We start from the raw sequence: 13,062 nt of genomic DNA on the forward strand, positions 1-13,062 counted from the left end.
GGCGGTAGGTCCGTTGGACGGCGCGCCTGGGCCGGCGTATCTCGGCGGATCTGCGCCGGCCTAATCCTCGATCCGCCGGCGCGTCAAACGGCCTGCCCGGAGAGGCGGGCCGAGGGAGGTTGTCCGTGAGCTACCGCGCGCCCGTATCCGAGATGGTGTTCACGCTGGCCCATGTCTCCGGCATCCCGGGCGATGCGGTGAGCGTTGAGGATGCCGAGGCGATCCTCACCGAGGCGGGCCGGCTGGCGAATGGAGTGATCGCGCCGCTCAACCGGTCGGGCGACCGGCACGGCTCGACGCTCGCCGACGCCGCGGTGACCACGCCGCCGGGCTGGCGCGAGGCCTATCGGGCCTTCACCGAGGGGGGCTGGAACGGGCTCGCCGCCGATCCGGATTTCGGTGGCCAGGGCCTGCCGCATACCTTAAGCGCCGCGGCGACCGAGATGTGGAACGGCGCCAACCTCGCCTTCGGCCTCTGCCCGCTGCTCACTGCCGGCGGCATCGAGGCCCTGTCCGCGCACGGCTCGGACGACCTGAAGGCCCGCTACCTCGACAAGCTCGTCTCGGGTGCGTGGACCGCCACCATGAACCTGACCGAGCCGCAGGCCGGCTCGGACCTCTCCGCCCTGCGCAGCCGGGCCGAGCCGGTGGGCGACGGCACCTACCGGATCATCGGCGCCAAGATCTTCATCACCTACGGCGAGCACGACCTCACCGACAACATCCTCCACCTCGTGCTCGCCCGGCTGAAGGATGCGCCGGCCGGAACGCGCGGCATCTCACTCTTCCTCGTGCCGAAGGTTCTGCCGGACGGCAGCCGCAACGACCTGCGCTGCTCCGGGATCGAGCACAAGCTCGGCATCCACGCCTCGCCGACCTGCTCGATGGCCTTCGGCGACGGGGGTGGCGCTATCGGCTGGCTCGTCGGCGAGGAGAACCGGGGGCTCGCCTGCATGTTCACGATGATGAACTCGGCCCGGCTCAATGTCGGGCTGCAGGGGGTGGGCGTCGCCGAGGCGGCCACTCAGCGCGCGCTCGCCTACGCGCAGGAGCGCCGCCAGGGTCGCGCCGCGGGCGACACGCAGGCGAGCCCCATCGTCGCGCACGCGGACGTGCAGCGAATGCTGCTCACCATGAAGGCCTACACGGCCGCCGCCCGCGGCATCTGCTACCTCACCGCGGCGGCCCTCGACGCCGCCCACGGGCCGGAGGGGCAGGCCGCCGCCGACCGCGCCTCGCTGCTGACGCCCGTGGCCAAGGCCTTCTCCACCGACATCGCCAACGAGGTCACGTCGCTCGGCGTACAGGTCCATGGCGGCATGGGCTTCGTGGAGGAGACAGGCGCCGCCCAGCTCATGCGGGACGCGCGCATCCTCGGCATCTACGAGGGCACCAACGGCATCCAGGCGATCGACCTGACGAGCCGCAAGCTGCCGCTGGCCGGGGGCACCACGGTGCGGGCGCAGATCGCCGCCATGCGCAAGGTCGCCGAGGGGCTCCTGAAGAACGCCGATCCGGCCTTCGGCCACATGGCCCCGCGCCTGCGCGCCGGCATCGAGAGCCTCGACCGGGCGACCAGCCACCAGCTCGCGGCGCTCGCCTCCAACCGGCCCGACGCGGCGCTCGCCGGCGCCACACCGTATCTGCGCCTGTTCGGGCTCGCTCAAGGGGCGGCCTGCCTCGCCAAGGCGGCGCTCGCCGCCGACGCGGCGCTCAAGGCCGGCGAGACCGATCCGGCTCACCGCGCCCGCATCGTGCTGGCCCGCTTCTTCGCCGAGAACCTGCTGCCGGCGGCCTCCGGCCTCGAACAGGCCGTGACCGAGGGAGGCGCCTTCGTGGATGAGGCGGCCGTGGCACTCGCGAGCTGAGGAGAGGATCGATGAGAGAGAACGTCCGGATCGAGGATCTGCAGGGCGGCGTCCGCCTCGTGACGCTCGACCGCCCCGAGAAGAAGAACGCGCTGACGGGTGCCATGTACGACGCCATGCGCGGCGCGCTGGAGGCGGCGGATGCATCGGATGCGGTCGGCGCGGTGGTGTTCGCCGGGGTGCCGGGTGCCTTCAGCGCCGGCAACGACATCGCCGATTTCGTCACCCGGGCTGAGAAGGCCTTCAGCGAGGCGCCCTCGCTCCGCTTCATCCGGCAGCTCGCCCGCACCAGGACGCCGCTGGTCGCGGCCGTGGATGGCGTCGCGGTCGGCATCGGCACCACGCTGACTCTGCACTGCGATCTCGTCTATGCGAGCCCGGCCGCGCGCTTCCGCATGCCCTTCGTGGAGCTCGGCCTCGTGCCCGAGGCCGCCTCCAGCTACCTGCTGCCGCGCCGGGTCGGCCGCCTCAAGGCGACGGAGCTCCTTCTCCTCTCCGAGATGTTCGGCGCCGATCAGGCCGAGGCGCTCGGCCTCGTCAACGCGGTGATGCCCTCCGACATGCTGGTGGAACATGCGGTCGCCCAAGCGACGCGGCTCGCCGCCCTGCCGCGGGGCGCGCTTGCCGCCTCGCGGGCCCTGATCCGCGGCGACCAGGCGCAGGTCGATGCCGCGCTCCAGGCCGAGGCGGAGGCCTTCGACCGGCAATTGCGCACGCCCGAGGCGCAGGAGCGCTTCCAGGCCTTCCTCGCCCGTGCCAAGCCCGCCTCGGCGTGAGCGCGCTCGCCGGCAAGGTCTGCCTCGTCGCCGGCGCTTCGCGAGGCGTCGGGCGGGGCATCGCCCGGGGCCTCGCCGAGGCCGGTGCGACGGTGATCGTCACCGCTCGCTCCAGCGAGACCGGCCCGCGCACCGAGATGCGCCCCGAGGCGATCGAGGACACCGCCCGCGAGGTGGATGCCGCGGGCGGCCAGGGCCACCACTATCTCTGCGACCATCTGAGCGAGCGCGCCGTGGACGAGCTGGTCCACTGGGTTCTCCGGCGGTTCGGCCGCATCGACGTGGCCGTGTCGAGCGTCTGGGGCGGCAACGAGGGCTATGACGGCGCCCGCTACCCCGACGGGGCGGCCTGGGGCACGCCGTTCTGGCGCCGCTCGGCCGAGCCCTATGCCCGCTTCCTCGAAGTCGGTCCCTACGCCGCCCTGCTGCTCGCCCGCGCCGTCGCCCCCGCCATGGTGGCGTCGCGCGCCGGGCTTCTGGCCCTCGTCTCCTTCGGCACGGAGGAGGGCTATCTCGGCGACGTCTTCTACGATTCGGCCAAGGCAGCGACCAACCGGCTGGCGCTCGCTTGCGCCGAGGAATTGCGCCCCCACGGCGTCACGGCGCTCGCGCTCTCGCCCGGCTTCGTCGCCACCGAGCGGGTGCGCGACCTGGGCCAGGAGGCTCTCGCCACCGAGAGCCCGCTCTATGCCGGCCGGGCGCTCGCGGCGCTCGCAGCCGACCCGGATGTGGGGCGCCATGCCGGCCGGGTGCTGCATGCGGCCGATCTCGCCCGCACCTACGGCTTCACCGATGCGGACGGGACGCAGCCGGAGCGGTTCCGGGTTGGCCCGGGGGGCGAGTGACGGGCTCGTGCCGCCGCCGCATCTCCTTCCCCCCTTTGCGGGGGAGGGTGGCCTGCGAAGCGGGTCGGGAGAGGGGTGCGACGGTGCCGAACTGCGCGCGGCATCGACGCTTCCCCCCTTTTTCCGAAAGCCGGGTTCTCCTACCCGACCCCCTTCGGGGGCCACCCTGTCCCGCAGAGGTGAGACGCGCGAGATCATGACCAAGCGGAGCACACGATGACCGACACCTTGCGCGGAAAGACCCTGTTCATCACCGGCGCCTCACGCGGCATCGGGCTCGCGATCGGCCTGCGCGCCGCGCGCGACGGGGCGAATGTCGCGATCGCGGCGAAGACCACCGAGCCGCATCCGAAGCTGGAGGGCACGATCTACACGGCGGCCGAGGCCATCGAGCGGGCGGGCGGCAGGGCCCTGCCCGTGGTCGTCGACGTGCGCGACGAGGCGGCGGTCGCCGGTGCGATCGCGCGGACGGCCGAGACCTTCGGCGGCCTCGACATCGTGGTGAACAACGCGAGCGCCATCTCGCTCACCCCGACGCCGCAGACCGAGATGAAGCGCTTCGACCTGATGCATCAGATCAATACGCGCGGCACCTACATGGTCTCGAAATACGCCATCCCCCATCTGGAGAAGGCCGAAAATCCGCACATCGTGATGCTGTCGCCGCCCCTCGACATGGCGGAGAAGTGGTTCGCGCCCCACCTCGCCTACACGATGGCGAAGTTCGGCATGTCGATGTGCGTGCTGGGGCTCGCGGGCGAGCTGCGCCGCAAGGGCGTCGCCGTGAACGCGCTCTGGCCGCGCACCACCATCGCCACGGCCGCCGTCAACAACCTGCTCGGCGGCGAAGCGTTGATGCAGGCGAGCCGTACCCCCGAGATCATGGCGGACGCCGCCCACGCCCTGTTCCTGAAGCCGTCCCGCGAGGTCACGGGCCGCTTCCTGATCGACGACGTCTTCCTGGCCGAGCAGGGTGTCACGGACTTTTCAAAATACCGCGTCACACCGGGCATACCCCTTGCGCCGGACTTCTTCGTGCCGGATGCGAGCCTACCGCCACCCGGCGCGCTCGACTGAGCCGCCCCATCCTCCGAGCCCCCTTGTGATCTTCATCCACCAACCGGTCTCCGTCGCCGGGACGATGCAGCTCGAACGCCGGTCGCTCGAGCTTCAGGACGCGATCCCTGAGGACACCGTCTGGCTCGACCTGATCCGCCCGAGCCGCGAGGAGGAACTGAAGGTCGAGGGCTTCTCCGGGATCGAGGTGCCGACCCGCGAGGAGATGAAGGACATTGAGCCCTCGGAGCTGCTCTACGTGGAGGACGGCGCCCGCTACATGACGGGCCGCCTGCTGTCGAAGGTGAGCGATTCGGAGGAGCCGGGGCTCGCCGGCATCACCTTCATCCTGCGCGGCAACCGGCTCGTCACCGTACGCTACGAGGAGCCGCAGGCTTTCCGCATGTACACGCAGCGCGCCGGCCGGGCCACGGGCAACGGGCCGACCGCGGTGATCTCGGGCGAGTCGATCCTCGCCGGGCTGATCGAGGCGGTGATCGACCGCGCTGCCGACGTGCTCCAGCTTCAGGGCGAGCGCATCGACCGGCTGTCCGCCAAGATCTTCGAGGTGCAGGACGATCCGAGCGCCCGCAACACCGCCCTGCAGGACACCCTGCGCGCGCTCGGCCGGCACAACGACCTGATCTCGAAGCAGCGCGAGAGCCTCGTCTCGATGGAGCGCATCCTGCTCTCGCTCTCGGCCACCTATCGCACCAACAAGGCGCCGCGAGAGCTGCGCGAGGACGTGCGCTCGACGTTGCGCGACCTTCAGTCGTTGGAGGAGCACGCGACCTTCCTCTCGACCAAGATCAACTTCCTGCTCGACGCGACGCTCGGCCTCGTGAACCTCGAGCAGAACAACATCATCAAGCTGTTCTCGGTCATGGCGGTGGTGTTCATGCCGCCGACCCTGATCGCCTCGATCTATGGCATGAACTTCAAGACCATGCCGGAGCTGGAGCTGCCCTTCGGCTACCCGCTCGCCGTGGTGATGATGGTGGTGGCCGCCGTGCTGCCCTATGCCTTCTTCCGCTGGAAGCGCTGGCTGTAGGGCGCGACCAACTCGCAGAGCCGCACGCGCGGCCGCGCGTTGCTGCCCATGCGGCGGATCAAGGCCGTCCGGCCTTGCACTGGGGATGACACCGATGTGCGGACGCTTCTTCATCGCGCAGGCGCCGCAGGTCTTCGCCGAATTCTACGCCTATCCGGAGCGGCCGAATTTCCCGCCGCGCTACAATGTGGCGCCGACCCAGCCCGTGCCGGTGGTGCTGTTCGAGCAGGGCGGACGGCACTTCCGGCTGATGCGCTGGGGCTTCTGGCCCTCCTGGCTGAAGGATCCGAAGGGCTTCCCGCTCATCATCAACGCCCGCGTCGAGACGATCCTCGACAAGGCGACCTTCCGCGGCGCGGTGCGCCACCGGCGCTGCATCTTCCTCGCCGACGGCTTCTACGAGTGGCGCCGCGAGGGCACGGGCCGCGCGGCGAAGAAGACGCCCTTCCTGATCCGCCGGGCAGACGGCGCGCCGATGGCGCTGGCCGGCCTGTGGGACGCCTGGCTCGGGGCGGACGGCTCGGAACTCGACACGGCGGCGATCGTCACCACCGGCGCCAACGGCACCATGGCCGCGATCCATGACCGGATGCCGGCGATCCTCAGCCCGGACCAGATCGAGCCCTGGCTCGATGCGCGCACCACCGACGCGGCCTCGGCGGCCGCCCTGTGCCGCCCCTGTTCCGACGACTGGCTGCGGCTCGACCCCGTGAGCCCGCGGGTGAACGACGCGCGCCACGACGATGCGGGCCTGATCGAGCCGCTGGCGCAGGCGCGCCCCGGCTCGCCCGAGCCGCAGGCGCCAGCCGAGGACAAGCCGCGTTCCAGCGACGAGGACGAACAGGGCAGCCTGTTCTGATCGAGAGGGCTCGCCGCCGCACCGGAGATCGCTTCGGCACAGGAGAGCGTGTCGGAGCGAAGACCGTAAGCCCGGCCCGATCGCAGGGCGGTCGGGCCGGGCGTTAGGCGCGCCAGAACGGCTTCAGGCTCTCGGCCCGCACGATCAGCGGATCGAGCCCCGCCTCGCGGATCTGCTCGGGATGCAGCGCGGCGAGTGCCCGGCGGGCGCGGAGGCGCCGCAGCCAGACCCACGGCAGGGTGGGCGCGGGCGCGAGCGGGTTCGTGCGGGTGGTGGAGCAGGCGTTCAGCGTGGCGGCGGACATGGTCGGCGATCCGGTGGCAGGGAATGCAGTCCGGCCGGGATTGCGTGTCGAGGATTGAACCGATATTTGTCTCGGTGCAATCGAAACATTGAACTCGGAGCAATTGTGTCGAGCCCGGATTATCGGACCGTCGCCGACGCGGTCGCCGCCGAGATCGCGGCAGGGCGGCTCCGTCCCGGCGACCGCCTGCCGCCCCAGCGCGATTTCGCTTATGCCCGCGGCATTGCGGTCTCGACCGCGAGCCGGGTCTATGCGGAACTCGCCCGGCGCGGGCTCGTCCTCGGCGAGGTCGGGCGCGGCACCTATGTCCGATCCGATCTCGGCGCGCCCGGGGCGATCACGGCCGAGCCACCGCCGGCTGCGATCGACCTTCAGCGGACCCACTCGCACCTGCCGGAACAGGAGAGCCTGCTCGCCGAGACGCTCGCCGCCCTGCCGCGGCTCGGTGCAGCGGACGCGGCCCTGAATCAGTTCGGCCCGGCCGGGACGCCCCGCGCCCGCGCGGTCGCCGCCCGTTTCCTCACCCGTGCCGGATACGCGCCGGACCCGGAAGGGCTGCTGTTCACCGGCAACGGCAAGCAGGCGCTCGCCGCCGCCCTCGCCACCCTGGCGCCGCCCGGCGAGCGCATCGGCTGCGAGCCGCTGACCTATCCGGTCGTGAAGGGCATCGCCGCCCGTCTCGGCATCGCCCTCGTGCCGCTTCCCATGGATGAGGAGGGCGTGCGGCCGGAGGCGGTGCTGCAGATCCACCGGGCGCAGCCGCTCGCCGGGCTCTATCTGCAGCCGACCCTGCAGAACCCGTTGGGCGCGACGATGGGCTCAGGCCGGCGGGCGGAGATCGCGGCGCTCTGCGCCGAGACCGGGCTGACTCTCGTTGAGGACACGGTCTACGGCTTCCTGTCCGATGCGGTGCCGGTGGCTGCCCTCGCGCCCGAGCGGACCATCCTCATCGACAGCCTGTCGAAGCGGGTCATGCCGGGCCTCAGCATCGGCCTGATCGCGAGCCCGGTCGGCTTGGTCGACCGTCTCGCGGCCTCGGTGCGCCAGGGCGGCTGGACGGCGATGGGGCTGCCGCTCGCGGCTGGGGTCCACTGGATGAGCGACGGCGGCGCCGAGCGCCTCGCGCTGGTCAAGCGGGCGGACGCGGCGGCCCGCCACGCCCTCGCCCGCGAGGCGCTGGCCGGCCTGACCATCCGCGGCGACGCCTGCGCCTATCACCTCTGGCTCGAACTGCCCGAGACCTGGCGGGCCGAGGCCTTCGCCGCCGCGGCCCTGCGCCGGGGCATCGCGCTGATCCCGGCGGCCTCCTTCGCGGTGAGCCCCGGCCATGCCCCGAATGCCGTGCGCCTCGCCCTGGCCGCGCCGGCAAGCGACGACCTCGTCCGGGCCTTGAGCGACCTGCGCCGTCTCGCGCTCGCCGGCGACGATCAGGTCGTCGAGTAGGGGATCAGCAGCCTTTGCAGATGCTGCCCTCGATCCGGTCGATCTCGCGGCGCTCGCGCCTCTGCGCCTTGGGGGAGGGGACCTCGCCGGGACCGAGGGAGGTGCCGGGCGGCTTCGTGACGCCCTCGCGGTTGGTGTAGGGCGCGGTGATCGTGCTGTCCGGGCCGCCGCCGGTGCCGGTGCGGTCCGCGGGCTGAGCCTGCGCGACGGCGGTGAGCGCGGTCAGGGCGACGAGGGAACAGAGCAGAGAGACGAGGGGCATGGCGAACCTCCGCCTGACCCAACGCACGAGAAAGGCCAAGGTTCAGCACGATGCTTCGGTGCACGATGCGTCAGCGCGGGCGGCGCAGGCCGGCGCGGCGCGCGGGCGCCTTTGTGAAGACGCCGACCATCTCGAGGTGCCCCGAATAGCGGAACTGGTCGACCGGGGTGACCCGCTCCAGGCGGTAGCCGCCGGCGGCGAGGATGGCGGCATCGCGCGCGAACGTGCCGGTGTCGCAGGCGACGCCGACCACCACCGGCACTTGCGATTCGGCGAGCTGGCGCGCCTGCGCCTCGGCGCCTGCCCGCGGCGGATCGAGCACCACCGCGTCGAAGCCCTTGAGGTCGTGGGCGAGGAGCGGCCGGCGGAACAGGTCGCGCCGCTCCTGGGTCACGCGGCGCAGGCCCGTCGCCGTCCGCATCGCGCGGTCGAGGCCGGTGAGGGCCGCCGCATCGCCCTCGACGGCATGGACATCCATGTGCTGCGCGATGGCGAGGCTGAAGGGGCCGCTCCCGGCGAAGAGATCGGCGACGCGCTTGGCCTTCTTCGGCAGGGCCGCCAGCACCAGGGCGGTGAGCGCGGCTTCGCCCGCCGCCGTCGCCTGCAGGAAGCCGCCCGGCGGCGGGAAGAGCTGCGCGGCGCCCGAGCGGAGAGCCGGCATCGTGCGCTCCACCACCACGTCCCCGTGGAGCGACAGACGGGCGAGGCCGTGCGCTTCGGCGAGCCGCACCAGCGCCGCACGCACACCGGCTTCGACAGGGCCGTGTCCCCGGATATCGACGTCGAGGCCGCTCTCGGTCGCCGTCACCAGAACGTCGAGGGGCTTGCGGCCGTGGCCGAGCGGCGCACTCAGCGCCGCCGCGAGGGCGGGCGCGGAGTGCAGGGCGGGCACGGTGATCGGGCAATGGTCGATCGCGACCAAGTCGTGGCTGCGCGCCGCCATCAGCCCGGCTTCGGCTTGGCCGTCGCGGTTGCGCACGTGCAGGGTGAACCGGCGGCGGCCCTCGCCATGCCCGTCAACCATCGGCTCCGGCTGGATTGCGAGTCCGGCCTGGGACAGCGCCTGGGCGAGAAGGCCCTGCATCCACGCGGCGTAGGGCTCGGGCGCGAGGTGCTGCGTCGCGCAGCCGCCGCAGCGCCCGAAATAGGGGCAGAACGGTTCGATCCGGTCGGGGGAGGGGTCGAGGACCGCGTCCAGCACGCCGCGTCCCTCGGCGCGGGTGATCGCGACCCGCTCACCCGGCAGGGCTCCGGCCACCGGGGTGCCGTCCGCGGCGATGCCGTCGCCGCGGGCGCCGAGGCGGACGATGGTGACGGTCTCGCTCATGCCTCGGCCTTCCGCGCAGCGATCAGGAATTCGGTGTTGCCGTCGCCGCCCTGGATCGGCGACGGGATCAGGCCGCGGACGGCGAAGCCGAGCCCTTCGAGGACCGCCCGCACCTCGGCGCAGACGGCGTCATGCACGGCCGTGTCCCGCACGATCCCGCCGCGGCCGACCCGGTCGCGGCCGGCCTCGAACTGGGGCTTGATCAGCGCGACGAGATCGGCCCCGGGGGCGAGCAGGCTCGCGACCGCCGGCAGGACGAGGCGCAGAGCGATGAAGCTCACGTCGATGCCGCCGATATCGGGCATCGGCGCGAGGCGGGTGCCGGCGAGGTCGCGGATATCGGTCCCTTCCAGGCTCGCGACGCGCGCGTCGGCGCGCAGGCTGGCGTGAAGCTGGTCGCGGCCGACATCGACCGCGTGGACGAAGGCGGCGCCGCGGCGCAGCAGGAGATCGGTGAAGCCCCCCGTCGAGGCGCCGACATCCAGGGCGGTGCGGCCGCGCGGATCGAGCCCGAAGGCGTCGAGGGCGGCTTCCAGCTTCAGGCCGCCGCGGGAGACGTAGGGGTGTGGCGCCTCCGCCTCGATGCGCGCGCCGGGCGCGATCGGCTCCGAGGCGCGGGCGACGACGCGGCCATCCGCCCGTACGAGGCCAGCCGTGATCGCGGCCTGCGCGCGCGCGCGGCTCTCGAAATGCCCGTGCTCTACCAGATAGCGGTCGGCCCTGAGCCGGTCCCCCGTCATCGCTTGCTCAATAGTCCGGATGTATGGGCGGCCTGTCGGCCGGTCGCAACGCGCCTACCTAGCCCGGCGTCACGAGGAGAGCCATCACATGACACGCATCCTGCCCCTGCTCGCGCTGGCCGCGGGCCTCGCGCCCCTCCAGGCGCTGGCCCAGGAGCCCGCCAAGCCCGCGGGCCAGGCGCCGGCCGCGCCGCAGACCTACGAGACCGCGATCAAGAACAACAAGGGCGAGGAGATCGGCACCGCGAGCTTCCGGGACGGCGCCAACACGCTGGTCGTGCGCATCGCAATCAAGGCGGGCGGCCTCACGCCGGGCTGGCACGGCATGCATTTCCACGCGGTCGGCGATTGCTCCGATACCGAGAAGTTCGCCAACTCCAAGGCCCATGTGAACCACGACCAGAGCAAGCACGGCCTGCTCAACGCGGACGGGCCCGACGAGGGCGACCTGCCCAACATCTTCGCGGGCGCGGATGGCTCGGCCAATACGGAAGTGTCGAGCGAGACCTCGCTCGTCGGCGAGGGCGGCCTGAAGGATGCCGACGGTTCGGCCTTGGTCTTCCACGCCAAGGAGGACGACCACATGAGCCAGCCGATCGGCGGCGCGGGCGACCGGGTCGCCTGCGCGGTCATCAAGTAAGGGATCACGGAGCCGGACCCGTGCCTCCCTCCCCCTCAGCGGGGGAGGGAGGCACGGCCGTTCAGGCGTGGGCGAGGGCGGGCTTCTTGCCGAGCGCCTCCTCGACGGTGCCGGCGCCGTCGAGATAGCCGTGCACCTTCGGGTTCGGCATGATCACCGAGGCGACGAAGGCGATGGCGAGCAGCACGGTGACGTACCAGAAGAAGGTCGTCTCCATGCCGCTGTCCTTGAACCACAGGGCGACGTACTCGGCCGTGCCGCCGAAGGTGGCGTTGGCCAGCGCGTAGGACAGGCCGACGCCCAGCGCCCGCACCTTGGTGGGGAACAGCTCCGCCTTCACGATCCCCGAGATGCCCGTGTAGAAGCTCACCACGAGCAGGCCCAGGGTGATGTACAGGAAGGCGAGGTAGGGATCCGTGTTGGACCCGATCGCCGTCATCAGCGGCACCACCATCAGGGCACCGAGGCCGCTGTAGAGGATCATGTTGGCCTTGCGGCCGATCCGGTCCGAGAGCCAGCCGAAGAAGGGCTGGACCATCATGTAGACGAGCAGAACCGCCGTCATCGTGCGCGAGGCGGTCGTCTTGTCCATGTGCGCGGTGTTGACGAGGTATTTCTGCATGTAGGTGGTGAAGGTGTAGAATACGAGCGAGCCGCCCGCCGTGTAGGCCAGGACCACGCAGAAGGCGCGCCAGTGCTTGAACAGCTCGCTGAAGGTGCCGGCATCCTCCTTGTCGGAGCCGCCGGTCTCGGCGAGCGAGCGGCGCAGATACAGGGCGACGATCGCGGCGAGCGCGCCGATGAAGAACGGGATGCGCCAGCCGAAGGCCGTGATCTGCTCGCTCGTCATCACCGCCTGCAGGACGATCAGCACCAGCGAGGCCAGGAGCTGGCCGCCGATCAGCGTGACGTACTGGAACGAGGCGAAGAAGCCGCGATGACCTTTGAGCGCCACCTCGCTCATGTAGGTCGCGCTGGTGCCGTACTCGCCGCCGACCGACAGACCCTGGAGCATGCGGGCGAGGAGGAGCAGGATCGGGGCGGCGGCGCCGACTGTCTCGTAGGTCGGCAGGATGCCGATGAAGAGCGAGCCAGCGCACATCATCAGCACCGAGATCACCATGGAGGTGCGGCGCCCGACCCGGTCGGCGATGCGGCCGAACAGCCAGCCGCCGATGGGCCGCATGAAGAAGCCCACCGCGAAGATGCCGGCCGTCTGCAGGAGCTGGCTGGTGGCGTCGCCCTTCGGGAAGAAGGCCGGGGCGAAGTAGATCGCGAAGAAGGCGTAGCAGTAGAAGTCGTACCACTCGACGAGATTGCCGGAGGACGAGCCGACGATCGCCATAATGCGGCGGCGGCGATCCGCGGCGGCATCCGCCGCGGACGGCGCGATTCCGATCGAGTCTGCCATTCTCTTGCTCCCGGCGTTTCCTCGCCCGCGCCGCGGGCAGCCTCGTTGTGCGGTGCGGGCCTAGCACGGGGCGTCGGCAGCCGCGAAGAGCGAGGGCTCGGGGTGGGTGAGTTACGCACGTGAACTGTCACTTAATCCCGGCGGACACCGATTAAGCGCACCAAGTATTTGCCGCATCCGGTTGGGTTCGAGGGATTTTGTCCGCAGGCGAACAAGCCGGGATGTGACGGAACGGTTTGCTGTCCGTTGTCGTTGCGGGGCGGCACGATGATCGGTCGTCGTCAGTAACGCTCCGGTCAAGATTGGTACAGGGACAGGAAAAATCGCCATGAACAAGCTTGTTCGGACCACGCTGACGGCTGCCTTGCTGGCAGCCGGCGCGACCGTCGCCCTCGCCCAAGGCGGCGCGGGCGGCGGTGCAGGAGGGGGCGCGGGCGGTGGTGCCGCTGGCGGGGCTGGCGGTGCCGGCATGGGCGCGGG

13 protein-coding genes are annotated in these 13,062 nt (G+C 71.4%); 8 read left to right on the top strand and 5 right to left on the bottom strand.

Annotation, left to right across the window (positions count from 1 at the left end; translation table 11 throughout):
- Window positions 1-125: 125 nt before the first annotated feature.
- The 6 genes from MET9862_RS02395 to MET9862_RS02420 all read left to right on the top strand — a co-directional run bounded on the left by MET9862_RS02395 (window position 126) and on the right by MET9862_RS02420 (window position 6,455).
- Entirely contained in the window at window positions 126-1,868 is a 1,743-nt protein-coding gene (locus tag MET9862_RS02395; RefSeq protein ID WP_142581508.1) for an acyl-CoA dehydrogenase family protein, read from the top strand.
- Between the two features lie 11 nt (window positions 1,869-1,879).
- On the top strand, window positions 1,880-2,644 hold the full coding sequence (locus MET9862_RS02400; RefSeq protein WP_142581509.1) for an enoyl-CoA hydratase-related protein: 765 nt from the start codon (window positions 1,880-1,882) through the stop codon (window positions 2,642-2,644).
- The gene (locus MET9862_RS02405) at window positions 2,641-3,489 is read left to right on the top strand and encodes an SDR family NAD(P)-dependent oxidoreductase (RefSeq protein ID WP_142581510.1); all 849 of its coding nucleotides are present in this window, start codon (window positions 2,641-2,643) and stop codon (window positions 3,487-3,489) included. The genes MET9862_RS02400 and MET9862_RS02405 overlap by 4 nt, the downstream gene beginning before the upstream one ends.
- A gap of 216 nt (window positions 3,490-3,705) precedes the next feature.
- A complete protein-coding gene (locus MET9862_RS02410) occupies window positions 3,706-4,566 on the top strand; it encodes an SDR family oxidoreductase (protein ID WP_142581511.1) in 861 nt (286 codons plus the stop codon).
- A gap of 25 nt (window positions 4,567-4,591) precedes the next feature.
- Window positions 4,592-5,596, top strand: coding sequence for a magnesium transporter CorA family protein (locus MET9862_RS02415; RefSeq protein ID WP_142581512.1), 1,005 nt, complete (start codon window positions 4,592-4,594; stop codon window positions 5,594-5,596).
- Window positions 5,597-5,690: 94 nt separating this feature from the next.
- Window positions 5,691-6,455, top strand: a complete 765-nt coding sequence (locus MET9862_RS02420) for an SOS response-associated peptidase (RefSeq protein WP_142581513.1) — start codon at window positions 5,691-5,693, stop codon at window positions 6,453-6,455.
- A gap of 103 nt (window positions 6,456-6,558) precedes the next feature.
- Here the strand turns inward: MET9862_RS02420 and MET9862_RS02425 are convergent, their stop codons facing one another.
- Window positions 6,559-6,759: a translation initiation factor IF-2 gene (locus MET9862_RS02425; RefSeq protein ID WP_142581514.1), complete on the bottom strand. Its 201-nt coding sequence runs from the start codon at window positions 6,757-6,759 to the stop codon at window positions 6,559-6,561.
- Window positions 6,760-6,864: 105 nt separating this feature from the next.
- Between MET9862_RS02425 and MET9862_RS02430 the strand changes: the two genes are divergently transcribed.
- A complete protein-coding gene (locus MET9862_RS02430) occupies window positions 6,865-8,202 on the top strand; it encodes an aminotransferase-like domain-containing protein (protein WP_142581515.1) in 1,338 nt (445 codons plus the stop codon).
- A gap of 4 nt (window positions 8,203-8,206) precedes the next feature.
- Here MET9862_RS02430 and MET9862_RS02435 read toward each other — a convergent pair whose 3' ends face one another.
- From MET9862_RS02435 to MET9862_RS02445, 3 genes are all read right to left on the bottom strand, one after another.
- Entirely contained in the window at window positions 8,207-8,464 is a 258-nt protein-coding gene (locus MET9862_RS02435) for a hypothetical protein (RefSeq protein WP_142581516.1), read from the bottom strand.
- Between the two features lie 70 nt (window positions 8,465-8,534).
- A complete protein-coding gene (locus tag MET9862_RS02440) occupies window positions 8,535-9,791 on the bottom strand; it encodes a class I SAM-dependent RNA methyltransferase (RefSeq protein WP_142581517.1) in 1,257 nt (418 codons plus the stop codon).
- Window positions 9,788-10,531 (bottom strand): TlyA family RNA methyltransferase, encoded by a 744-nt coding sequence (locus MET9862_RS02445; protein WP_142581518.1) that lies wholly within the window; start codon window positions 10,529-10,531, stop codon window positions 9,788-9,790. The genes MET9862_RS02440 and MET9862_RS02445 overlap by 4 nt, the downstream gene beginning before the upstream one ends.
- 88 nt (window positions 10,532-10,619) lie before the next feature.
- Between MET9862_RS02445 and MET9862_RS02450 the strand changes: the two genes are divergently transcribed.
- A complete protein-coding gene (locus MET9862_RS02450; RefSeq protein WP_142581519.1) occupies window positions 10,620-11,171 on the top strand; it encodes a superoxide dismutase family protein in 552 nt (183 codons plus the stop codon).
- 61 nt (window positions 11,172-11,232) lie between these two features.
- Here the strand turns inward: MET9862_RS02450 and MET9862_RS02455 are convergent, their stop codons facing one another.
- Entirely contained in the window at window positions 11,233-12,582 is a 1,350-nt protein-coding gene (locus MET9862_RS02455; RefSeq protein ID WP_142581520.1) for an MFS family transporter, read from the bottom strand.
- Window positions 12,583-13,062 lie beyond the last annotated feature (480 nt).

Source organism: Methylobacterium symbioticum, assembly GCF_902141845.1.
GTDB classification, from domain to species: domain Bacteria; phylum Pseudomonadota; class Alphaproteobacteria; order Rhizobiales; family Beijerinckiaceae; genus Methylobacterium; species Methylobacterium symbioticum.